Here is a 24,513-nt window from a genome sequence, read left to right on the forward strand (position 1 = left end):
TTATGAAATAAAAACTGCACCCGCATGGATCCAAAAAATTTAAGTTTTTGAACCTACTGGATAACTATTTAAAAATCAAATAAGAAAGATCTGATGAAGGATATGCAGATCTTGTGCTCCCCATGCCCGCCTGTAATCAGGTTTTGTCAAAGTATGGCTATCAACCGCATCAAAAAGAAGTGAATAGGAATAAAAAAATGCTGCAACAAAAGTTTGTTGCTCAAAAGCTAATGAATCAAAAGAGGTGTTTAATTCATCTTGTCCCTCTACCAAAAGTTGAGTATCAGAACAACACGTGTTTTGCGAGATTAAAGGAGATTCACAATCCAAAGATCCATGAATCATATCCATCCCACAAGATTTGGCTTTTTGAACAAATGAAAAATCTACTATGGTATCCCCACAAAAGTGCATATCAACAGTGAATGACATAGTAGTCCCTAGCACTATACATGCCATGAAAGCTGCCATAAATTTGTTGAATAGACTTCTCATTACCTACAAAAGTACATAATATTGTGAAATCAATACATAATTAAACTCCCAAATTTCGCATGGATAGCGTTAATCGTGTTAAATCTTTTATAAAGTACGTAAACATATATACTGGTTTACTTCTTTCTAATTCTTTAACTTCAACCACTAATTAGTACAGTATATTTGAAAAATCATAGTATCATATGACCGTTTAGAATACTCAATTGTACCTCATACTTAAAGACATTACAATACATGTACTTTGAAATTGTAACTATGAAGTGTGAATAATGCTACCGGTTACCATAATTTTCAAGTATGATATTTTTATCATCCAATACTAAATCTTTTAGTTATATTTCGCCTCTCTAATAGAACAGTAACTATACATTAAAAACCTAATTCCTAACGAATCTTCTCTATGGAAGAAAGTATACTAAAGTCTAGGGAATCACTAGAAAACATTTATCGAGAAAAACTTCTACCGGTTTTTAACCAGCGGCTAGAGATGCATCATACTATTATATTGAGCATTCAGGAGGTTCAAAAAGTGTTGCAATCCAAGACTTTTACAGCTTCTGAAAAGAAAGATGCGCTCAAAAGTTTCATAGCTTATAAGAAAGATCTAAATAAATACATAGAGAACTATTTCACACCCCATAAGTATACGATTTCCAATCACCCATTTCAAGAATATCATGCAGTTCTCGATCAATATCTTGAAACATTGGAAGAAACGGTTAGCAGAGTTCAGGATAGCGCGCGCTTTTATCCAGATACCACAGATACAAGAACTATAAAATTCAAAAAATACACTAAGCGAACAGCCTTTAAGTTAAGTAAACTTCCTGTTCGCTTTGCCAACATTTTTAGACGATTATTCAAAAAAACTGAAAAACCAATTCATTATTGGAAGCAAACAATTCCTTTAAAAAACCTTACTCAATTTTATTTTAAATCTGAGTTTACACACAGACTCCTGCCGCTGGTTAATGAAGCTTATAAAGAAATTACTGCGGTAACAAACATGTATTGGTCTATAGACTACGAAATTGATAAAAAAATTAATTCCTTTCTAGAAGGAAATGAGAGTTTTGATGTATCCTCACTCTCTATAGCCTCCTTAGAATTAAGGGTACGGATAACTGACAAAATTGAAGCGCTGAGTAAAAAGGTCGATGCTATTTTTAATGAAGTTTTTACCTTATACAAGGATGCTATCTCTAAAGCTGATACAGTTGAGTTGTCCAAAAACGAATTTAGCCCTCAAAAGTTAAGTGAAAGACAAAAGCAAACAGAGCTGTTATTACTCAAAAATGAACAGCGCTGGGACAGTACCTATGAAGTGCTAAAAGACGATTGGGGACTGGATAATGAAATCTACAGTATAGTTTTTACCATATTGTCTGATTATTATAGTGCTAAAAAACAAATCGCTGATCGCGCGGTTTTAATCTCTACACATCTCAATACTATAGTTGCGTATTTAAACGTAATTAAAAACAGAATTTTAGAAACTGACAAAGGTTCGGAGCTCAAAGTAATGATCAAGGACGAAATTGAGACGATACGCAAAAAATTCATTCCGAAAATCATAGTTGATTCTACTACTTTCATCTCATCACAAGATCTCCCAGTAGTGCTAACAAATTTTGAGTCGGCAATACAAGAGCAGCTTAAAAACGTTTCGCAAAAGCGAGCAATCAGTACGGATAGTGATTACTTGACACCTACCAAAGCATCAGATATAAATTACACCTCGCCTTCTGAACTAATTAATTATGAAAGTTGGCCGTTATTTTCTAAAAAAATAAATACCGCAAAGATTGATATGTCAGTTCGTATTAATGAGGTGGTAGAAACCATTGAAGCTTTTGGTCAGATTATTGAATTTAATCTGGAATCAGCTTTATCATTGTTTGATGAAAAATCTATTGGAGATGATCCTAAGACAGTAGCAGTTGACGGAATACAAAGAAGTCTTGATAAAATAACAACTTTAAAACAATCAGTACTCGAATGGGAAACTACTAACCATCAAATACTATATCCTGGAATAGATGATTTTATTAAAAACAGTATAGCGCTTACCGAGACAGAGAACATTTATAATATACGACTAACAATTGCCAAGGCTAAATCTGTTGAAAAAAGTAAAGCGCTCAAACAAAAGGTTGTAACAACCATCAAAAACTTTATACCCATTGCACTCGCTACGCTACGGTCAACATGGGTCAAGTCCAAAGGTACTATACAAGGTTTTTTATTGCGAACCGGGATTTATAAACCTGCAACGTCCATATCAAAGGATCTTTCTGAATTTTTGAAAGAAGAAAAAGAAGCTCTGGAACAGTTACCTTTTGTCTATAAACGATTGTTTCATTCGGAAACTTTTACAAACGAGGATCTTTTTGTGGGTAGAACACAAGATTTGGCTACCCTTAACACAGCGCTTGAATCCTGGAAACGTAATCGTTACGCAACGGTTATTATTTCCGGAGAACGAGGATCTGGTAAAACTTCGTTGCTACATTCATTCATCAATACAATTCCTAAAGCGACTAAAACCTATTTATTAGCGCCAAAAGACACCTTATATACAACGCAAGAATTTTTTGCCTTTTTAAATCAATCTTTTGGACAGCAATATCAAACTTTTGAGGAGTGGGTCACATATTTCAATTCGGGTAGTAAGAAAGTTGTAGTTTTAGAGAATATTCAATTTTTATTTGTCAGAAAAGTCAATGGCTTTGCAGTACTACACCAAATTTCCGAACTCCTATACGCTACGCATGCTTCAGTATTATGGATACTTACTTGTTCAAAATATTCCTATCAATACCTCGATAAATCTTTACAAATTTCGGAGCATTTTCCCTATCGAATAGATATTGATGACATTGATAATGATACCATGACCCATGCTTTGTTGCAGCGGCATAAAAAAAGTGGCTACGATCTGTTATTTGAAGAACCTCCTAAAGAATACATGACTAAAAAATTATTGAAATCTAACGATAAAGACAAACAGCGAATGTTAAGAGAAGATTTCTTTAAGGATTTAAACAAAATTGCAAGAAGTAATTCTAAGATAGCATTCACCTATTGGTTACGCTCTACTACAACCGTATCAGACAACGTGATTACGTTGCGCTCGCTAAAAAGTATTGATGTAACCTTTCTTGAGAAATTAGCTTCTAATAAGCTCTTTATATTACATGCTATAGTTTTACAAGAAAAATTAAAAGCTGAGGAAATTGTTAGTTTATCAGGTTTTGATAGGCAAAAAGTATCTCGTATCATCAATTCTTTGTATGAAAATGGCTTATTGACACTAGATGAGGAGGGTTATTATAACATCAACATCTTGTTATACCGACAAATAACAACCCTCTTAAGGAGTAAAAACTTTATATACTAAAAACCATGATCAAAAATTTTTGGATCCTACTGTTAGTATTGGTGAGCCTGTTTGCTAGCGCGCAACAAATAGCACCTATACAAAAGGATAGCACGGTACGTGTAGACACCCTAAAAGTTATTGAGGTAGAAGGGACTACACAAGAAATTGCAGAAAAAGTAGAAAAAGAACTAATTGAAGATCTTACCCCCCCTCCTATTTGGAAATTCTTTTCTTTCAGTAAAATATTTTGGTCGTTATTGTTGGTCCTTATTGGATACCTTCTAATCCGTTTTATTGTCACAGTTCTCGAACGTTTTGCTGAAAAATTTACTACGCAACGTATTACTATCAAAGGCTTGATTCCTATCGTAAAAATCTTTGGATGGATTTTTGTCATGATACTTATTGTTATTGGTATTTTTCAACCCCCTGCTGCTACCGTGATCGCTGTCATGGCTTCCCTTGGTATTGCTATTGGATTTGCTGCTCAGGATATTCTTAAAAATGTTTTTGGCGGAGTGATGATTTTGTTAGATCGCCCTTTCAAAGTGGGTGATAAAATTGAGGTTGGTAGTTTTTATGGAGAGGTAATCGAAATAGGATTGAGATCGATTCGCATTATAACACCTGATGATTCTTTGGTAAGTATTCCTAATGGCGAGTTGATGAACAAATCTGTCTCAAATGCTAATAATGGAGAAGCTAATTGCCAGGTGGTAGCAGAAATTTATCTTCCGATTACGGTAAATACAAACCGCGTTAGACAAGTCGCTATAGAATCAGCCCAAGTATCAAAATATATTTATCTGAATAAACCTATTGCTGTATTATTTTTTAACGAAGTAAAGGAGAAACGATCCTATTTAAAAATGAGATTAAAAGCCTATGTTATCGATATTCGTTATGAGTTTGCTTTCAAAAGTGACATGACAGAGATTGTGATGAAACAGTTGTTAGAAGAAAAATTAATGGATCCTGAAGATTTAAATTAAATGTTTCTTATATCACCAGCTAGTCGGTAAAATCTTCATTCTTTTTGACTACTGGAGATGCAGAATCTTTAGCATATAGTTCATCAGCTAATATTTCTTCTTTATCTAATATTTGTATACCTTTTTGCATAACCAACGAATTGGGTAACGATATATTCTCACCCTTGTCTGTTTGCATAAAAAAGTAAAACCCGGTAATGTCTTGAACAATTCCCGTCCAGTCAAAATCTTTATCTAATATTCTAACCCTGTCCCCTATTCTAACAGGATGATTAAAAAACAAAATTACACTTGAGGTTAGATTGGAAAGTATGGACCACTGCGCAAAGAAACCAACGCCAAGTACTGCCAGAATTGAAGAAATAAAAACAGAAAATTGTTTAATATCCACGCCCCATATAATTGCCAAAATCGTTCCGGTAATCAGGTATGTTAATAAATATGCCAGATTAAAGATTACTTTTCTTCGATTTACCTCGATGGCCCGCACAAAGGTGAATTTTTTGATCGCTCTTTTAGTAATTATGATAATAGCTATCGACAAGCATATAAGTGCTAAAGTATACACCAATTCCTCTTTATAAATCATCAAATTCATGTGCAATTTTTTTAAAGTAAAAATAAATCATATTTCATTAAAATAGCAGCTAAAATAGATTAGGACAGTATTTTTATTTAAAATTTTAACTGTCTTTTTTCAAGAGAATGAAAAGCAGAAGAGGTCAATAAGAATACCCTCCTTTTACGCTGATTAATTAGCATTTCATAATACTGGGCACAATTGTGTTAGGAAATCAACATCCTGTTGATCCTAGGTAATTACACAATAAAAAAGTAGTTTACGAATGAAGTTGAATTATAATCAACTCTCAGTTAATATTTATTAGCAAAAAGTACTTGAGTAATCTAATTATAAAAATGGCAGCTCTACGATCCAGAGCTGCCAAAAATGATTTAAGTAATGGATGAGTATCCGTTTTAAAACAGTCCATGAGATATAGTGTACTCAAAACCTAGCTATTTACCAGCCATTAACCAAGTATCAATTTTTTGTTCAAGTAATTGAAGGGGAATACATCCTGTTTCCAACACTTGATTGTGAAACTCGCGAATATCAAATTTTTCACCAAGCAATTCTTCCGATTTTGCACGTAATTCTCTGATTTTTAATTGTCCAATTTTATAAGACAAGGCTTGACCTGGATTGGCCATATATCTTTCAATTTCACTTGTTATGCTGGCCTCGGATTCGGCTTCATTATCTAAAGAATATGCAATGGCTTGTTCTCTAGTCCAACCCTTAGCGTGTAAACCCGTATCTACTACTAATCTGACAGCTCTATGCATCTCTCCACTTAACATTCCGAAATACTGATAGGGATCCTTATACAATCCTAACTCTTTACCCATTGATTCGGTATATAATGCCCAACCCTCTCCGTAGGCACTATACCACAATGTTTTTCTAAAATCCGGAAGTTCATCATTTTCTTGTGCCAATGAAATTTGAAAATGATGTCCCGGGATGGCTTCATGTAAAAACAGATCTTCTTTATCGTATATATTATATTTTTCTACCTCTGGAATTGGTGTATAGAATATTCCTGGTCTGCTACCATCAATGGAGCCCGGATTGTAATTTGCCGCTGCTGATTTTTCTCTAAAAGGTTCGGTTCTTCTTACTTCGAATGCGGTTGTAGGTTGATTTCCGAAAAGTTTATCAATTTGTGGTTTCATAACTTGGTGAATACTATCATAAAACGCAATCACTTGAGAACGCTCTGTAAACGGCATTAAATCTTTGTTTGTTCGGACATGCATAAAAAAAGCTTTTAAATCTCCTTTAAAACCAACTTCTTCTTTAACAGCTTCCATTTCTGAACGAATTCTGGAAACTTCCTTCAGCCCTAGTTCATGAATTTCATCAGCTGCCATATTTGTAGTAGTATATTTTTTTACCTGATGCGCATAATACTCACTACCAAGTGGTGTGTCTGTAATGCCGCTGGACATTCTTCCGCTGCTCAAATAATCCCCATTCAAAAATGTTACCATTTCTTTATGTGCCGGTATGATTTTAGTTTCTACCATACTTCTATAAGCTTCGGTTAGTTCCTTTATCTCCTCTTTTGTAAAATTGTCTGGTATATTTTTTATAGGAGCGTAGTACAAATGTTCTTCAACAGGAAGCTCTGCTAATGCTTCAAATTGAGGAATTACTTTTACAATTAACGATTTGGGTAAAACGTATCCGGTTTCCATACCCTTCTTCATCATTTTTTTAGCTGAGTTGAGCCAAATGAGATATGCATCTACTCGAACTAACCAATCTTTATAATCCTGAACAGTTTTAAAAGGTTGCGCATTTGTTCCACCTGCATATTGATTGAAGTACAAATTAATAGACCACATCTGATCCAAAGGCATTAAATCGGTATTAAAAGTCATTGCCTCTAAATTAATGTTGCAATCCCACAACAACACAGCTTTACTCATTTTTTCTGTTTCAGTTAAATGAGAAGTGTCAATTTGAGTTAGAACTGTCTTATATTTTGTATAATAAGCTTTCTTTTTAGCCTTATACTCTTCTGATAAAACATTTGGAAACTTCGTATTAAATCTGCTATCACCTGCATTGGTTGCCATCATAGGATCCAACTCATAGCCTTCTTCATTATATTCTTTGAGAAGTGTTGAGAAATTAGTTTGCGATGATTCTTCCTTCTCAGTATTTTCATTTTTACATGAAAAAAGTATTACTGCGGTACATAATAAAATTAATTTGTTCATTCTATATATTTTATGAATCTAATTGTAAGTGTCCGGTGAAAATAAACTTAAAATTTTAAAATCCGATAATTTAAAATTTTGTCAAAAGGAAATCTATGTTGAAAAGGTTACAATGTATTAACTGAGGTATCACTTTTCTAGCTCAATTATATGAGGTAAAACATTCTTAAAGCTGTTGTCTCATTTCTTTTCATCCTAAAGTCATAAATACGATGGTTGCATAAACTTTAATTATATAGATTAACTGTAACCAATACTTTAATACATGGGTTTTTTAAAAAGATCCTTAATTAACACTCTTGTACTTATCAAACCACGCTAAAATACTTGCTATTTTGGCAATTAAGTTACTTGGCCTGTTGGCGATTCCATGAGAAGCTCCAGGTATTCTAACCATAGCAGATTCAACATTTTCTAACTTTAAGGCTGCATAAAATTGTTCTGATTCTGCTATGGGTGTTCTAAAATCCTGGTCCCCGGTAAGCAACATGGTAGGTGTAGTTACATTGCCAACGTAGGATAGAGGTGATCGTTTTATGTAACTCTCAGGATCTTCCCATGGCTTTTTAGCAAACCAATATTTTGAAAAATACTGAACTCCATCTGCATATAGAACAAAACTGTACCAATTGATGACTGGTTTAGCAACCACTGCAGCGCTAAACCTGTCGGTCTTACCTACGATCCAGGCGGTAAGTACGCCACCACCACTTCCACCGGTTACAAATAAATTATTTTCATCAATATATCCCTTTTTAATAACTGCATCTACTCCCGACATAAGGTCATCATAATCATGATTTGGATAATCATGATGTATCAAATTTCCGAATTTCTCACCATATCCTGTGCTACCTCTTGGATTAGAATAGAGCACCACATAGCCAGCAGCAGCATAAGCCTGAATTTCTGCAGCGTACACCGATCCATAACTTGCAAAAGGTCCTCCATGAATTTCTAATATCATGGGATACTTTTTGCTGGCATCAAAATTTGGCGGAGTTACGATCCATCCTTGTATTTTTTGCTTATCAAATGACGATTCCCACCATATTTCTTCTACATTTCCAAGATTTCTAAAGGAAAACAAATCGTCATTAAACCTAGTGATACGCTTGTTGGATTTTGAATCTGCCACACCCAAATCAGCTGGATGATCTATTCCCCCATGAGTATAAGCAAATCTATTAGTAGAGGATACAGAGTAATCTGCTGCATTATAAGGTCTTCCAAGTGACAAGCCGCCCATGTTTTCAATTATATCAGAGACTTTTCCTGCTAACGTGATATATGCTAATTTAGTCTTTCCTTGGTCATCATATTGAAAATAAAGCCCCTTACCGTCTTTACTCCAGTTAATATTTTTAATATCTCTATCAAAATCGGCAGAAATCAATTCAGAGTTTGTCCCATCCGCATTCATTACATATAGATTTGTAATTTGATACCCTTGATAAGTATCGTCAAACCCTACATAAGCTATTTTAGTTCCGTTAGGTGATACCACAGGGGTATTATCCGGTCCATAACGCGTTGTTAAAGGTTTGATTTTACCATCATTTAAGGCTAACTGATATATTTCGCTATCAATCGGCTCCATTTCATCTGGTGTGTGGAAATTAGCATTAAAGTAAAGTAATGCATCGTTTTTTGACCAAACGGGCCGTCCATGATCAAAATCAGTAAAGGTGAGCTGTCTTGGGGTACCACCTTCAATTGGTAAAGTGAACAATTGGGTAGAACCGCTCTTTAAATACCCTTGCCCGTCTCCACGATAGTTTATATCATCAATATATGTGGGAGGTGTGTTCCATTCGGCCCCCTCAGGTTTACTAGGCATTTTCACAATGGACTCTTTCTTTTTGGGAACAAACATGTTAAATGCTAAACTCTTATCGTCATGTGACCAGGTTACTTCTTTAGGTACCTCAGTGCTATTTGTCAAAGCTACATACTCCTTAGTATCCATCCACATCAGATAGAGTTTCATTTTGTTATCGGCCGAGTTAGATTTAAAAATTATTTTTTTTCCATCATGCGACCATCTAGGGTAAAAGTCATTTTGGTTGCCCGTTGTTAGTGGTCGATTGTTAGAACCATCAAAATTAACGATCCAAAGATTTGAAAGATTTTTATCTGTCATTACATCTTTGAAATTTCTCACATAGATAACTTTGGAGCCATCTGGCGATATCTGTGGGTCAGATACAAATTCCATATTAAAAATATCTATGAGTTCTAGATTAGATTTTACCTGACTGTACCCCAGGGTAGATATTGATAATAAGAGTAATAACACTGTATGGATAAGATTCATGTCGATTGACTTAAAAAGGATTAATTTGGTGTAAATAGTGGTTAAATTTTAAAAAATATGATATTTATGCGTACCAATTTAGCAAAATAATCTTCAATATAAAATTTGAATATGTAAAGAGCTGGCTTAGAATAAGAAGACTTGCAACAGAACGTTGTCAAAATATTTTGAATGGTTAATCGCAGTTGATACACGAGGTAAGACATTGTTCTTTTAGGAAATGATAAAACAACAAGATACATGCAAAAGAGACTAGCAAACGAGGAAGAAATATGATTACTAAGTAGCGAATACTACACTATTATGATGGCTATACCCCTATCAATCTTCTTCTATTTGTTTTTTGAGATCAATATGAAATGGATAAGCGTAATATTCCCTCTCAGCTGCCGCAAGCGCTATAATTATACCCGTTAGCCTCTCGTTTTGGAGGTAAAGTTTGAGGGAGAGTAGGTGGCTATATTCCTTTCTCAAAGCTTTATAGGGTACCGTCCCTAAAATTAGTCCTATAAAAGAATTTTTATTTGAAATAGCCATTGTAAGTTCTTCTGTATTGGGCATGGGGTTATTTTGAGTAAATTAGGACTTATATGTATGGTCTAAATAGGATGCTATGGTGCTTCCATCTTCTTTAAAATTTAATGAAAACGGAATTTGTAAACTATCAACGGTAACATTTCCAGACCAGGTTCCTAAAAATCTTTCATCGTTCACCACTGACCTATACTCACTTATTTCTGTGATTTCATTTAATTTGGTTGGAGAGTAAGCCGGTAAAACTATTTTGGTTAATTCATCAACTATTTCATTACATATAGTTCTATTTGATGAATTGATCATGACCGTTATAGCAATCTTCTCTTCAGGTATAAGCTTTAGTGTAGCACTTGCTCCCATCATCCCTCCTTCGTGCCAAACGATCCTATAACCATTATCGTTTGGTTTCACATACCATCCGAGTCCATAGTATGCATACTTATGATAATGAAAAAGCGCATCTGGATTTTTGTAATTATGTATTTGTTCTATGCCTTGAGCAGACAAAATGGTTTTCGGGTGTGTTTTTAGATGAAAATTTCCAAATTGAATTAAGTCAGTAATACTTGTATAGATATTTCCTGAGCCCGGAGTATTATTAATAACGTCCGGAAGCTCTACCAAACCAGCAGTATATTTCTTGGCTTCTTGAATCTCTTCCTTCAAACTATTTTTGTATCCTTGAACATAAGAATGCTTCATGCCCAACGGATCAAACACTTTTTCCTGCATAAAAGCATGATAAGTCTTTCCGCTATTAGTAGTAATAATATAATCCAACAACCCATACCCTAAATTTGAATATTCAGAAATGAGATTTGGGGGATGATGAAGGGTTCCGAATGTATCAAATGCTTCTTCAAAAGAAGGTATAGGTCTACTTTCATCAGCATAACTTATGTCGAAATAGGTACCAAAGCCCGAAGTATGATCTAGCAAATTACGCACTGTAACCGTACCTTTTACGTCAAAGAAATTTTGGAAACGTAACTTCCCCATATAATTTTCAGCAGCAAGATCTATATCAATTATATTTTGCTCATCAAGAACCATTATTCCGGTGACGGTTAAAGCTTTGGATATAGACGCTATTTGATAGGTAGTATTTATAGTAGCACTTATATTGTTTGCTATATCTGCTTTTCCAAATGCCTTTTGATATATAGTCTTTCCATTTTTTGAGACAGCAAATACAACAGAAGGAATTTCTTTATTTGATATTTTGTTCTTAATTGATATTTCAAGGGTAGCAATATCAGAAATTGACTGTGAGTATCCTGACATGCAAAATAGTACTAAAAATATTAAACAAAAAATATGGATTATTACTAACTTTACTTTAGAGACGATTCAAATTCGATACTATTACAATTATCATTGGAAATGAAATAGTATGATTTCTTCTTGTACTTTATCTGCCGAGTATACTATGCAAGAAGCGTTGACCGATATACAGTAATAAAAGTACTAAAAACCATTTATTATAGAAAAAAGAATAGCATCTATCTACTACTTGTAAGTCAAACCAACACGTCTAAACATAGTTTTACGAAGACAATACACGAAAGCTCAAACAAAGGAATCATATAGTTTGAATAGTTACACAGTCTTTTATATTTAATTTCGGTAGTTCTTTCGGTTCATTTCTTCTACTCCATTCTGATAGCTCCATCCTAATTGTTTAAAATAAAAATCAACCCAGTCACCCACCTTAAAACTCTTGCTCCCATTATAAAGCACTCCTTAGGTTTGTTGACAATTAAAGCAGGATTGATGTTAAACTCACAAATATACTTCAATATGGCTGACTAGTACCTACATTTTTTGATCATTGTATTTATCCTAAACAGAGGCTGTCACAGTTCTCCTTCCAAATTGCCACATTAGAATTCCCCCTGTTATGAACATCCATATAGAATAAGCACCGATTGGAATTCCCATTTCTATATTGTTTAATATTGAAGTTGCAATTACAAACGCCAATGTGCCGTTTTGAATACCACTCTCAATTGTAATTGAAATAACGCTTTCTAATTTCAGCTTAAATAATTTGGCTGTCAAATAGCCTACACCCATGGTCACAAGATTTAATACTAGTGTAACGAGTCCGGCAGCTTTCATTCCATCCACTAAAATAGCCGCATTGGCTCCCAATACTGCTATAAATACTAATATAAAAATTATCGTAGAAGCCGTACGCATTGGTTTTTCCATTCGTTTTGCAAAATTGGTTTTATATTTTCGAATGAGCATTCCTATGGAAATAGGTATAACCGTTATTCCCATTATTTGTACGATAGTATCTAGTACAGGTAATTGTATTGCGATATCTGTAGTACTATCAAAATAGGCCAATGCGTACGATAGGATAAACGGTATGGTAAATATACTTACAACACTAGCAAAAGCGGTCAAGGTAACGGATAGCGCAATATTTCCCTTACATACCTGCGTTATCAAATTACTGGTTGCACCGCCAGGGCAAGTTGCCAAAATCATGACGCCCACAGCCATGACCGGACTCAGATCAAAAGTGATGGCTAACAGAAAGCCAATAATAGGTAAGAAAATAAGTTGATTGGTAAGACCGATCAAAAAAGCTTTCGGAAATTTAACGATTCTCGTGAAATCGGCAGGAACTAGCGTCATTCCCATTCCTAACATAATAATTGCTAGAGATAGTGGCAGGAACACTTTCCCTATTAGTTCAGCTGCTGTCATAGGCTAATAAATTATTAATATTTATACGCTGCTTGAATTAACAAACATTAGGTTGATTGTTATTATCTAATCTTCTTTCTTTCAGCATTATTCTACCATAATCAAACATCATCAGCAATTTATAGGCACTCTCAAGAATATTGTTAGTTACAAAAAGAAAAAACTCTTTCATAAGTATTAAATGTAAGTATCTACTATGACATATAATTAAAGTCGTTATGAAAGTAAACTGTGCGCTAGGATAACTTACTAGTATACTTGGATTAAGGTTTTTTTCTAACCCCTTCTAATATATCCGAATTCAAATTCATTTCCGAGCTTGATTTGTGTAGCACAGATATATCCCCTGTAGACTCTAAAACTACAGCCTCAACTTGGTCAAAATCTAATACATTAGCCTCTCTAAGTTTGGCGATTAGCTGCGTTTTTTCGATACGAGCGTACTTTAGATTATCGTACAGGATTTCATTCCCATTCATAAGCAACAATGGCTTATTAGAAATTATAGCACTCACCATAGAGAACTTTCTTTGCAAGTAGGAAAATATATATGTTAGAATCAGTAAACTAGCAATTGCCGTTGCACCGTGTGAAATGCTCGTACTCGATGTTAGCGTTGAGGATATGATACTACCAATTGCAACTGTGAATGCAAAATCATATGCTGTGAATTTTGCAAAAGATCTCAGCCCAATAATCCGTGTTAAGGTAACGACAGCCACAAAAATTAATATACTTCCTACAAATGTTTCCCAAAGTGGGTCCTTAAAATTATAAATCCATTCCATTGAAAATATTTTAAATTTTGTTATTTATATTTAATTTGTTTCTTCTAAAGCATACGAGGATCTTGATGGTCGTAAATAAATCAAAACAACAAGTAAAATCACTTGCAGTAATAGGACAAAAATTTTAGGGTTAATTTCCTTGAAATTTATGAACAATGCAGCATGACTTGCTATATAAATCCATAGCAAAATAAACCCCCATTTTTTGCGAGCAATAATTCCGATAGCACCCACAGTTAGCAATACACCCATCATCGAGATATATGCAAAATATTCTATGGGCGTTAAAGATACCTGTTGTTTGCTTGCCCTAGCATCAATAAACTGTTTTACTTCCAAGGTCGCCTCATTCAATTCTGAAATATTTACAATTTCAAATGTTTGAGCGAGTAATGCGCCACCAACACCAACTCTAATTATACCATACCCAAGTAAAAGGACAGCTATGAATATACTTATTTTATTTTTCATATGTGATAATTTTGCAATGTAGTTGGCAAATTGATTTCTTTTTTTAATGAAGTTCTTTCAATCAATTATCGTGTTTGGGCGAACACGAGTAATCACAATAATTGATATTCAGTATGATGTGAGTCGTTTTTCGTCATCTGCGCGTTGGTTACTTGATTTCTTTATATTTCAACCTTATTTCGTACTGCTATAAATGCGACCGTTCTTGATTCTCTCTATTACTTAGCTGCTTTGATCTATTGCATACCTATAATAGTGTTATCCTTCAATGAACTAGAAAAATTTAAGATAGTAATCCGGTACAAAAATTAATATTTCAACAAATTATTGTAGTTTGCTGTAATTCACGTATCAAACAAAATGTTGTATGATGTATATGGTTTACTTATTAATATTGAAGAACTTCAACATATTCTATTTGCTTAAGATATTTTTCCAAGAAACTTTTGTGTGATGCACCTATAATGACCAATATTCTTTTTCCCGGATTACGTGCTATGACATTCATGATATTTGCGGTAATCTGCAAATTTCTCATTTCCCACAAAGAAAATCTGGCACGATCCGATTTTGACGGAAAATTGGTTTCAAGCCACACCTTCCATTGTGCGCTATAGTCTTGATCCATAAATTCTTGACTATTGAGAAATGTATATAACTCTGATAAATCTTTTACTTGTATCCCTTCTTGGGTAATTTTATTAAGTTTATGGAAGATTGGTTGTTGACCAATATTCTTTAAAATATCAGAATTATTCTGAAAATCCTGCATGAATTGAGGATAAAATTTTAGTAACAATGACTCATCCTGAAAATTATCGATGGGCACTAAGGATGGAATCCTTTCTTGTATCGCTAAAGAAACAGCCAAACTATAAAATTCGTTGTGATTGGTTCTTTTTTGTTCCAAGAATTTTGCTACATATTGATCAAAATCAGTTTTAAAAACTGACGTGTCATCAAGGTAAGTATATTGCAATACTGCAGATGGAATATCTGTAATAGCGAGTAAATTATATATTAATTCTTTCCGTTCATTTGGTGTAAGCTGCTCTTTTCTCAACAAGGTTTCACTAGTTTTCTGAGCTTCTACAAACGTAAAATCTTTAACAATTTGTATTGTGTCAGCCATTTTAAGATATGGTTTCCCAAAACCTCCTTTTGTAATCCCGTCAAATGCATTGTCACGTCTTGATACAATGTCATTCAATAGTTCACCAGACATTTTTTCAATTCCGATAACCTCAAAATTAAAACTATCTAATTTCGATATAACATTGGATAACATTTGATTTTCAAAACCAGCCATTTGATGTAAGTGGGAGGTTCCCAACACAAGTAGTTGTGTTTTATCAACTTGTGCCCTAGTCATTAATGGAAATAAATAAAATACGAGTATTACTACTATAGAATATTTTTTCATTGTATCTTTTTATTAAAGTATTTATAGTGTGACGCAAGTTTGTATCTTTTGTTACGCATATAATATTCATGAGTAATACAAGTAAATATTAACAGTTGTTTATCAGAACATTACAACTGCAAGACAATTTCTTCATTTGTTCCTATCATTACATTATTTGTTATAAATTTCTTCAAAAATCTTACAATGAGAATACAGAATATATGACGTGTAGCTATTTAAAAGCGCTCGACACAATATGTAACTTGTATGATTCCTTTAGAATTAATTATTGAGGTAATTGACGTAATATCTCCCTTAGGTAAGTGCTCGGGTGACTTTCTGATTATTTTACTAATGGATGTTCCTCGTATCCTTTTTGAACTACCTTTTTACTCCTACAAAGCGTATTTCCGAGCCTTTTCCATTATGATAGCCTCCCTCCTGCAATTGAATTTCTTTTTCTTCTAGGAGTTGTATGTCATACCTATTAAAACTCCTTTTATTTCATCGATAGAAAGTAAGGAAGCTACATCCGGAGGTGCAACTATTTTTTCGTCTTTTTTCCGGTACTCGAGATTATTTTTACTAAACGCTTCAAATATTAGAATCCACCTCGTTTAAGCTTCTTATCCAGTATTTTATGATAACCCGATTTAATTTTGGGCGGAAAATGTGCATAAAACAAGGCAATAGCATCAAAAGATGCATTTTGAAAATCTAACTGAGGCAGCAAACCAACCTGATAATCTATAGTTACCCTACTCTCTTCAGCCAATTGCAGTGCTTTCTTCCTGCCTTGCTCACTAATATCAAATGCCTTAACATCCCAACCTAATTTTGAAGTGTACACTGCGTTTCTTCCTTCACCTTCTGCACCAAAAAGTATGACACCGGGTTTCAGTTTGGGAAGTTGATCTTTTAAAAAAACATTAGGTGCTACTCCGTAAGCATACGCTTCTTGCTCATACCTATCATCCCATTTTTTGGTCCAGTTATCATGCATAGCTAAAACGATTATTGAGAATTACATTATGTTTAAATACTATAGGTCTCCAGTTTCTCACGTTTTACGTAATTGTTCACGTTTTGTAATTTCTTCTGAATAGGTTAGACAAACTATTCTTTCAAACTTAAGAAGATTTAGTCAAGACCTATTATTGCAACGTAAATATAAATCGGGAAACCAACTGTAACCAGTTTTATTTATTTCTAATTTGAAATATATGATTTGAATGAAACCAAAACTCCTTTTCACTTTGCAACGCATCATTTGATAACGATTCATTTCTCAACATTCCTTTAAAAAGTTTTCCATCCCTTTCGGTTATCTCTACCCAAATTCTTTCTACATCAAAATTTTTATCCAAGAATTTTAATTTCACAAAACGCTTTGTCCCCACTCGTTCTTTTTCCTGTTTAGTTGGAATTGGATGGTCATAAATAATTTCAGTAGCAGTTTTAGCTATATCCACTAATTCGAATTTATCCTTCTCAAAAGTTGGTAGTCGAGCATCAAAGGCAATCTCCACATATACTGCTTTATAATTTTCCAGTATCTTATTTTCCCTTTTTGTCAGAGGTAGTTTTTTACCAAAATATTTATCCTCTTTTCTCATTTGCTTTTTCAATGAGAAATATAAAATGATTCCGATGATTAAAAACGGTATACTGTTAATTATATAATTCATTTTTAAAGTTGTAAGCGACGTGTTCCTGTATTAATGCGTTACCTGATTCACTAACTAATATAGTAAATCAAATCCAAATAGAGATTTCGCAAAATGTGAACTAAACGAACTGGCGTAAGAAATCTTAGTTAATTTGATTCGATGTTTTAATCTATTACATATTATTTTAGTGTGATGCGCTTCAAACAGACGTAGTCATCGTTCTAGAGTATTTATAAAGATAAGACTTTTTGTGATGTGGTTTATATTTCTTATTTTAGGATAGTAAATACATCCTTGAAAACAGGAAGAGTGTATTACGTGATTCCCGGTAAATGTTCATAGTTTCAAATAATTTTTAAACATTTTTAATATGAAAACCTTATTAAATATAGGTAAAGTCCTGAGTAAGTCAGAACAACAATTTATTAACGGTGGCGGCTATCAAAGTTGTACATGCGACCCGTGTGATGTGACATGTACCAGTAGTGGCATTTGTCCTGTGTGTCCGGATGAGGATCAACCATAGGATTAACCTTTGCTTTTATGAATATATAAAAAGTAGCGGGTTGAAACTTGCTTTTCTTTTACGGTCTGCAGTAAAGAGTACTTTTTGAAAAAACAGCTATTAGCGATATTTAAAGTAGCGCAAAGTATGCTTATGTCTCAGACAAATATCTCGTCAGACTTCTGGAACTTAAGAAGTAGCTACGCGCATTATACAATCCATAAAAGTAAAAATACTAACTCAGTACAATCAGCGCTGTTTTTATTTCCTGTAACACCTACCTCGCTAATGCTTACTTAAGGACTTTAATTGGAACTATTAAAAGATTATTAGACAAAATGCTTTAAATGATATTTTGAAGGCATGTTTAGAATATATAAACTGATCTTTATAGCATCTCTTATGTCTCCGATTCTAATATTCTGATTTGGGCTATGCTGTTTATTATCCATATTTACCATAGGAATAATTACGGTGGCCACGTCTAATTTGTTTACAGCAGGTACTAGTAGGTACAATACACCCCATTAAATGGTTATAGGTTCATCACCAAAACTTTGGTTTAATTGAGTTTTTATCTTCTTTTAAAATAAGAATCAAGACTTGTTCTAAAAACGTAAGTTTTAGGGCACTAAGTTTACCAACTCCATCTGTACTTCCGGTAATTAATATTGTTTTCATAGTTAATTAATTTTTATACTCCCATTTGTTCTTATGTAAAGGATAACGTCATTTTTTGAGGTTGAAATTGAATGAATTGCTTTGTTAGTTGAACTAAAATAACTACCAGCGTCTAATATTTTTGTTTCTTGATTTTGAGGGAGTGTATAGTTCAATTCACCCTCAATTACCACCGAATGTAAAACCGATCTATCTGATTGTAGGCTTCCACTAAATGTTTTTGGAAGTTTTATAAAAAGTCCTTTTGAGTCCTTGGCTTCCCATAGAAAACTTAGTTCAGCTTTACTATTAGAATCAATCCAATTTGTATGTTTACTGTTTAGCCAAACTACATTTGAGGCATTAATGTTAATTGGTCGCTCTCCGTTGTCGTACGCTTCCTCTATTGGTTGCACTAAATACGGTCCTTTATCAATTTCAACCAATGCTAAATTTTCTTCACCTTTGGCAGCAGTAATATGTGATTCTCCTTTGGGTTGTGTCCAAAAACTACCTGGTTTCATCCACATAGTTGCAGCCTGTGGATCGTCATTATGAATACTTCCTTTAATAACTACAGCTCGGTAAGTTACATTGTGAATATGTGGTGGTGATGAAAATCCGTCAACAAACTTTGCCAAAAATCCAGTGGCAACTTCATCGTTTCTATCACCCCAAATGGTTCCCGCTTGTGGACTTTGATCTCCTCTTGCAGGATTTAATTTTTCCCATTTAATTTCGCTACTTAACAGAACTTTGTTTGTTGGATTTTCTACCTGCTCAAAATTATTGTTTTCAGCTTCATTTTTTAGCTGTCTGTTATCTTTACAAGAGGTTAAAAACAAAAATGATACAATTAGTGCTGTGTATACAAATCTTAAAGTCATAACATTATTTCTTAGTTTTCCACCACTACTTTTCCTATTGCTTTTTTGCTTTCAAGTCTTGCGTATGCATCTTGAACAGTATCTAAAGAAAATTGTTGTTCGTCTAACAAAGGTTTCAATGCTCCTGCTTCGGCAATTTTTGCGATGTTGCGTAAAATTTCTCCGTGTTGTTCTCTTTTGAAATTGTGTAACATAGGTATAAGCATAAATACAACATGTAGCGATAGCCCTTTAAAGTGCATTGTAGTTAAATCAAGTTCACATAAAGACACTGTTGTTGTCACTTGACCATTAAGAGCTGCTGCTTCAAAAGATTTAAGCATATTTTCTCCACCTACGGAATCAAACACGATATCGAATCCCACGCCATTTGTATGTTTATTGACGTAATCTTCTACTTGTTCTGTTTTATAATTTATGGCTTTTGCACCATAATCTTCCACAACTTGCATTTGTTTTTCTCCGCCAACTGTTGCATATACATTTGCTCCAAAATGTTTGGCTAATTGCACAGCTACGTGCCCAACACCACCGGTTCCGCCATGTACCAAAACTTTTTGACCACTTATGATATTTGCTCGAATTAGACCTTCGTAAGCAGTTATACCTACCAAAGGCAGCGCAGCAGCTTCTCTCATTGTCAGGTTATTTGGTTTTCTTGCAATCAATTTACTATCAGCAGCAATATAGTCCGCCAATGTTCCTTGTAATTCTGCAAGTCCCCCTGCGCAACCATAGACTTCATCTCCCACCGAAAATTCAGTAACGTCTGTTCCTATTTTTTCAATTGTTCCCGCAAAGTCCATTCCTAGTATTGCTGGTGTTGCTGGTGCAAAGGGTAAATCGTTTCCCATATTTCTAATCATTGTATCTACTGTATTGATACTAGATGCAGAAATCCTTACCAATACCTGGCCACTTTTAAGCGTTGGATTTTCTATTTCTCTTGACTCAAAGCTTGCGTTTTCCCCATATTCATTGACAATCATTACTTTCATAATGTGCTGATTTTTAATTGCTATATATTTTATAGTTGCAAACTTAAGTATAGTATTCTATCTTTGCAATAACGGTCAAAAATGATAGTATAAAATATATGGAAACAGCGGAACCAAAAATGCTTGAATTTAGAGGGAATGTATATCCTTGTTGTGCAAGTTTAACAATGGGAATTATTGGTGGGAAATGGAAAACAGTTATCCTCTTTCATTTGATGAATGAAAAATTGAGGTATAACGAATTGAGAAAATCAATGCCAACCGTAACTGAAAGAACCTTGAGCCTTCAACTAAAGGCTTTAGAAGAAGATGGTTTAATTAAAAGAACGGTCTTTACTTCTAAACCGCCTTTAAAAGTTGAATATTCTCTAACTGATTTTGGAAAGACTTTAATTCCGTTAATTCAATCCATTGCGGATTGGGGCGATTCTGTGGTTGAAAAATTTTCAAAATAGATCTGATATTCAGTGCAGCCGTTCGGTAAGAGACATCCTTTACATAAGTTTAAAATTAGGCTTCCACAGTAAATTAGTTAGCGCCCTGTGCTCTTTGGGAATCAACTTTGATTAGATTTTCTATCTAATTGAATGATCAACCCCCCAAAAATGACTTCAACGACTCCACCTGCTATTCCACCTATTTGAAATGGTTGATTAGAAATCAAACATATTATTCCTGATGCTGTCAATAAAAGTCCCAATAGCCAATATATTTTCATTCCGTAAATTGATTGGAACACCAAATACCTTGCACCAATTATCATAAGCATTACAGGAAAAAACCATTGTTTTTCTATTTGGAAGATCGCATACGCCATGAATAGACCAATAAACAAAATTATGGTACTTTCGAAAGCCAAAAAAGCGAGAGGATTATTTTTTTGGTGCTTACCTGTTCTATTGAATAGCTTTGTAGAAACCATTCCTAAAGGGTAGATCAGCATACCACCTAGAAAGAAAGTTAAAATACTCATTTCTTTGGTTGCATAAATTGCAACTATTCCTGAGACAAACCATACAATACTTGAGGCTAAAACACCTGTTCCGCCTCCTACGTAGGCGTCACGCATATCTTTTTGTAAGTCTTTAAAAGGTATATCCAGCATAATTTAACTTATTTTTTTAGTACAGGTTTTTCAACACAATGGGTTCTTATAGCAATTCGTTGAGGATCAAAAGTTACGTTTTTTCAGTTGAATTGGTAATAGTATGTAGTGTAAAAAAAGATTCACTCAATAAATTCGTTTTGTAATAGGTATTAGAACCTGCTGTGTACTTGGCCGTATACCTTGAAGTTGCCAAACATGACATGCATTTTATGTCTATACTATGCAGACGAATCGAATAATCAAAATGAGTCGGTCCTATATTTTTTTATATCTGTTAATTGTTAGCAAATAGTTTAAACCCATTAGTAAAAGTAACGTCCAAAAAAATGGAACTGCAATATTGCCAGCTAAAATTTTAAGTCCTAAAAAATGATGGATCAAATAAATAGAAATTACTGTTACCAGTATAAATCCAACAATTATTTGACGCAATGACCAGATGGTGATTGAGCTCGGTAGCACATTTTGAGCTTCAATCTTCTGCATTACCTTATCGGTAAAGTCAACACTTGTAGCTACTTCACTCTTTTCTATAAGTTTTTTGATATCTTTATCTTTCATAGTAAATTATCAATTTCATCCCCAAGCAGTTGTTTAAGTATTAAATGTAAATTTTTACGGCCCCGATGTAAATCTACCCGTATTTTTGAGGTGCTAAATTTTGTAATTATTTCGATTTCTTTTAGACTCATTTCACATAAATAAAAGAGTCGTAATACCAATGCCTCATCTGCCTTCAATCGCTTCATTGCTTTATGGATATATAATTGTTGGTCTTCCAGTTTTAGACTTGGAACTTCCTCCATGACAGAAACGTAATAAATAGCACCTTCATTTTCTTCAAGTGAAATATTATTTTTCTTCTTTTTTAATTCGGTATAGCACGTATTGACCACTATTTTATACAGCCAAGTTGAAAATTTTGATTTAAATTTAAACGTTCCAATGTTTCTAGACATCTTCATGAATACATCTTGCAGAATGTCTTCTGCCACAGTTTCATTCTTTACAATCGAGACTGCTAATGACAATGATTTGTCCTTATACAAATTCACTAAACTACGGAAGGCGTTTAAATCGCCATTCCGTACCTTAGTTATAAGCTCGATATCACTATCCTGTATCTTATCTCCCAAATTTCTCGTCCAAAAGATGTGCGCCAATTAGCCCAAAGCCGCCGAAAAGCACTATCGTTCCCCAAATGAGCAAGTCTGCAGTATCCTCATTAAGCTCCCATAAGGTAAAAACAGAGGAAACCATTAATCCAAGACCAAGACCGATTAAAATACCGCCAATGTGCATCAACCTGCTCTTTGTAAGAGTTTTAGGGGCTTGCAATCCACTTTCTGCCATCGCTTTTCGTATCAAATACGTATAGCGAGCGATTATAAAAATTACTGTGGTTATTAGGGCGAAGAATGCTATCCCAAAAATAACCTCTTGTGTTGTTGTATTCATAGTTTTATTTTTTTAAAAGACAGGTCCAATTACAGTACTTAAACTTTCGATAAAAGGTATTGCTTTATTGCTATTGGTAAAGAAAACAATTCCAAATTTCTTTTTTGGATGTATCATCATATAGGATTGAAAGTCATGATTGTTCCCTGTATGCATATGCATTATTCCGTTATCGGTAGATTTTTGAGCCATTCCCAATCCCCAGCCTGTTTGCCCAATTTCCTTTTTCAATGGATTGTCATCTCTGAAATGTGTATGCTCGGTTAGCATGTCGCTAAAGATTGCATCTTTCAAGCCTTTTCTTTTAAGTAATGCAATTAAAAAATGAGCATATTCTTTTGCTTCACTGTGTAAACTGGAATATGCATTAAAAGAGTTACCACTCCAACCACCATAAGATGGGTTATTTTGTGTGGGCTTTCCATCGTCATCGTGGCCAAAGGCTTTGTGTTTGTCCAAATATTCATCCCACACAAATGTTGTATGGGTCATAGCTAAGGGTTGGGTGACTTCTTTTCGAAAAAGGCTATTTAGTTCGCTTTTAAAACCAACACCATTCAACATCCCAATAATAGCAGCTAGATACTGAAAAGCTTCTCCAGAGTACATAAAATCGGTACCTGGCGTAAAGGCGAGTTCAATTTCTTTACCGTTTGCATGATTTGGAAATCCAGTTTGATGCGATAACACCATACGCGCGGTTATTAATTTATAAGCTTCTTTTGAGTTTTCAGCTATTCCTGGATGTTGTAAATACTCATATAGCGGTTTGTCTAGGTCAAGTTTGCCATTTTCGACCATTTTCATAACGAAGTATGCAAAAATAGGCTTACTTAGAGAAGCTCCTTCAAAAATAGTCTGCTTGTCAACAGCTTCTTTAGTTTCACTATTTATAACTCCAAACGTATTATGATATACCATTTTTGAATTATTTATTATTGCGATGGATAACCCGGGCATATGTACTGCTCTAAGGATACTATCAATTTTTGCGTCAAGTGTAGTTGAAGAAATTTTATTTCCATTAACTGCGGTAATCATTTTCTTATTTGATTGGGCATAAGAATTAAAAGCTAATGCTGTGCAAAACAGTAACATTATAGAATTTTTCATTAGGGTTGGTAATGGGTTCATCTTTGTCAATTTTAATTGTGAATACTTTATGTATTGAGCGCTCATATTAATTGGACAAGATGACTCGGAAAAATGTTACAAAATGAACTCATTTTTTTGCTAGTAGAGTTTTTTAAGATTCTTTTATAGGATCAAAAAGCCACATAGGACGTACTATACTTATAAAATACATAGAGAGTAGCAAACAAACTT

Annotated in this window: 24 protein-coding genes; 4 read left to right on the top strand and 20 right to left on the bottom strand. The window is 34.0% G+C overall.

What is annotated here, in order from left to right; all coding sequences use genetic code 11:
* Window positions 1-75: 75 nt before the first annotated feature.
* Window positions 76-471, bottom strand: coding sequence for an HYC_CC_PP family protein (locus tag BD809_RS08215; protein ID WP_148782490.1), 396 nt, complete (start codon window positions 469-471; stop codon window positions 76-78).
* Between the two features lie 427 nt (window positions 472-898).
* Between BD809_RS08215 and BD809_RS08220 the strand changes: the two genes are divergently transcribed.
* Window positions 899-3,898: an AAA family ATPase gene (locus tag BD809_RS08220; protein ID WP_148782491.1), complete on the top strand. Its 3,000-nt coding sequence runs from the start codon at window positions 899-901 to the stop codon at window positions 3,896-3,898.
* Window positions 3,899-3,903: 5 nt separating this feature from the next.
* The gene (locus BD809_RS08225; RefSeq protein ID WP_148782492.1) at window positions 3,904-4,872 is read left to right on the top strand and encodes a mechanosensitive ion channel family protein; all 969 of its coding nucleotides are present in this window, start codon (window positions 3,904-3,906) and stop codon (window positions 4,870-4,872) included.
* Window positions 4,873-4,891: 19 nt separating this feature from the next.
* On the opposite strand, the gene BD809_RS08230 is transcribed toward BD809_RS08225, so the two are convergent.
* From BD809_RS08230 to BD809_RS08280, 11 genes are all read right to left on the bottom strand, one after another.
* The gene (locus tag BD809_RS08230; RefSeq protein WP_246131469.1) at window positions 4,892-5,470 is read right to left on the bottom strand and encodes a mechanosensitive ion channel domain-containing protein; all 579 of its coding nucleotides are present in this window, start codon (window positions 5,468-5,470) and stop codon (window positions 4,892-4,894) included.
* A 419-nt stretch (window positions 5,471-5,889) separates the two neighbouring features.
* Window positions 5,890-7,662, bottom strand: a complete 1,773-nt coding sequence (locus BD809_RS08235; RefSeq protein WP_148782493.1) for a DUF885 domain-containing protein — start codon at window positions 7,660-7,662, stop codon at window positions 5,890-5,892.
* A gap of 286 nt (window positions 7,663-7,948) precedes the next feature.
* Window positions 7,949-9,979 carry a S9 family peptidase gene (locus tag BD809_RS08240; protein WP_148782494.1) on the bottom strand — a complete coding sequence of 677 codons (2,031 nt, stop codon included), beginning with the start codon at window positions 9,977-9,979 and terminating at the stop codon, window positions 7,949-7,951.
* A gap of 321 nt (window positions 9,980-10,300) precedes the next feature.
* Complete coding sequence (locus BD809_RS08245) at window positions 10,301-10,540, bottom strand: hypothetical protein (protein WP_148782495.1); 240 nt, start codon at window positions 10,538-10,540, stop codon at window positions 10,301-10,303.
* An 18-nt stretch (window positions 10,541-10,558) separates the two neighbouring features.
* Window positions 10,559-11,800: a serine hydrolase domain-containing protein gene (locus tag BD809_RS08250; protein ID WP_148782496.1), complete on the bottom strand. Its 1,242-nt coding sequence runs from the start codon at window positions 11,798-11,800 to the stop codon at window positions 10,559-10,561.
* 558 nt (window positions 11,801-12,358) lie between these two features.
* Complete coding sequence (locus tag BD809_RS08255; protein WP_148782497.1) at window positions 12,359-13,237, bottom strand: bile acid:sodium symporter family protein; 879 nt, start codon at window positions 13,235-13,237, stop codon at window positions 12,359-12,361.
* Between the two features lie 263 nt (window positions 13,238-13,500).
* The gene (locus tag BD809_RS08260) at window positions 13,501-14,025 is read right to left on the bottom strand and encodes a DUF421 domain-containing protein (protein WP_148782498.1); all 525 of its coding nucleotides are present in this window, start codon (window positions 14,023-14,025) and stop codon (window positions 13,501-13,503) included.
* A 30-nt stretch (window positions 14,026-14,055) separates the two neighbouring features.
* Window positions 14,056-14,496, bottom strand: coding sequence for a hypothetical protein (locus BD809_RS08265; RefSeq protein ID WP_148782499.1), 441 nt, complete (start codon window positions 14,494-14,496; stop codon window positions 14,056-14,058).
* 388 nt (window positions 14,497-14,884) lie between these two features.
* A complete protein-coding gene (locus BD809_RS08270) occupies window positions 14,885-15,919 on the bottom strand; it encodes a DUF5694 domain-containing protein (protein ID WP_148782500.1) in 1,035 nt (344 codons plus the stop codon).
* A 583-nt stretch (window positions 15,920-16,502) separates the two neighbouring features.
* A complete protein-coding gene (locus BD809_RS16000) occupies window positions 16,503-16,904 on the bottom strand; it encodes a class I SAM-dependent methyltransferase (RefSeq protein WP_317130859.1) in 402 nt (133 codons plus the stop codon).
* Between the two features lie 196 nt (window positions 16,905-17,100).
* Window positions 17,101-17,589 (bottom strand): hypothetical protein, encoded by a 489-nt coding sequence (locus BD809_RS08280; RefSeq protein ID WP_148782501.1) that lies wholly within the window; start codon window positions 17,587-17,589, stop codon window positions 17,101-17,103.
* Between the two features lie 352 nt (window positions 17,590-17,941).
* Between BD809_RS08280 and BD809_RS15590 the strand changes: the two genes are divergently transcribed.
* On the top strand, window positions 17,942-18,097 hold the full coding sequence (locus BD809_RS15590) for a hypothetical protein (protein ID WP_170251827.1): 156 nt from the start codon (window positions 17,942-17,944) through the stop codon (window positions 18,095-18,097).
* Between the two features lie 525 nt (window positions 18,098-18,622).
* Here BD809_RS15590 and BD809_RS15960 read toward each other — a convergent pair.
* From BD809_RS15960 to BD809_RS08290, 3 genes are read right to left on the bottom strand one after another with little or no spacing between them, the layout of a single operon-like run.
* Window positions 18,623-18,757, bottom strand: coding sequence for a hypothetical protein (locus BD809_RS15960; RefSeq protein WP_262712884.1), 135 nt, complete (start codon window positions 18,755-18,757; stop codon window positions 18,623-18,625).
* A 2-nt stretch (window positions 18,758-18,759) separates the two neighbouring features.
* The gene (locus BD809_RS08285) at window positions 18,760-19,623 is read right to left on the bottom strand and encodes a DUF4437 domain-containing protein (RefSeq protein WP_148782502.1); all 864 of its coding nucleotides are present in this window, start codon (window positions 19,621-19,623) and stop codon (window positions 18,760-18,762) included.
* A gap of 11 nt (window positions 19,624-19,634) precedes the next feature.
* Window positions 19,635-20,621: a zinc-dependent alcohol dehydrogenase family protein gene (locus tag BD809_RS08290; RefSeq protein ID WP_148782503.1), complete on the bottom strand. Its 987-nt coding sequence runs from the start codon at window positions 20,619-20,621 to the stop codon at window positions 19,635-19,637.
* Window positions 20,622-20,719: 98 nt separating this feature from the next.
* Between BD809_RS08290 and BD809_RS08295 the strand changes: the two genes are divergently transcribed.
* The gene (locus BD809_RS08295) at window positions 20,720-21,076 is read left to right on the top strand and encodes a winged helix-turn-helix transcriptional regulator (protein WP_246131470.1); all 357 of its coding nucleotides are present in this window, start codon (window positions 20,720-20,722) and stop codon (window positions 21,074-21,076) included.
* A 101-nt stretch (window positions 21,077-21,177) separates the two neighbouring features.
* On the opposite strand, the gene BD809_RS08300 is transcribed toward BD809_RS08295, so the two are convergent.
* The 5 genes from BD809_RS08300 to BD809_RS08320 all read right to left on the bottom strand — a co-directional run bounded on the left by BD809_RS08300 (window position 21,178) and on the right by BD809_RS08320 (window position 24,321).
* Window positions 21,178-21,726, bottom strand: coding sequence for a DUF7010 family protein (locus BD809_RS08300; RefSeq protein WP_246131472.1), 549 nt, complete (start codon window positions 21,724-21,726; stop codon window positions 21,178-21,180).
* A 258-nt stretch (window positions 21,727-21,984) separates the two neighbouring features.
* Window positions 21,985-22,290, bottom strand: coding sequence for a hypothetical protein (locus tag BD809_RS08305; protein ID WP_148782504.1), 306 nt, complete (start codon window positions 22,288-22,290; stop codon window positions 21,985-21,987).
* Window positions 22,287-22,865, bottom strand: a complete 579-nt coding sequence (locus BD809_RS08310; RefSeq protein ID WP_148782505.1) for an RNA polymerase sigma factor — start codon at window positions 22,863-22,865, stop codon at window positions 22,287-22,289. The genes BD809_RS08305 and BD809_RS08310 overlap by 4 nt, the downstream gene beginning before the upstream one ends.
* Complete coding sequence (locus BD809_RS08315; RefSeq protein WP_148782506.1) at window positions 22,855-23,187, bottom strand: DUF6249 domain-containing protein; 333 nt, start codon at window positions 23,185-23,187, stop codon at window positions 22,855-22,857. Before BD809_RS08315 ends, BD809_RS08310 begins: the two co-directional genes overlap by 11 nt.
* Window positions 23,188-23,199: 12 nt before the next feature.
* Entirely contained in the window at window positions 23,200-24,321 is a 1,122-nt protein-coding gene (locus BD809_RS08320) for a serine hydrolase domain-containing protein (RefSeq protein WP_246131473.1), read from the bottom strand.
* Window positions 24,322-24,513 lie beyond the last annotated feature (192 nt).

Origin of the sequence: Aquimarina intermedia, from assembly GCF_008124785.1 — a bacterium.
Taxonomy (GTDB): Bacteria; Bacteroidota; Bacteroidia; order Flavobacteriales; family Flavobacteriaceae; genus Aquimarina; species Aquimarina intermedia.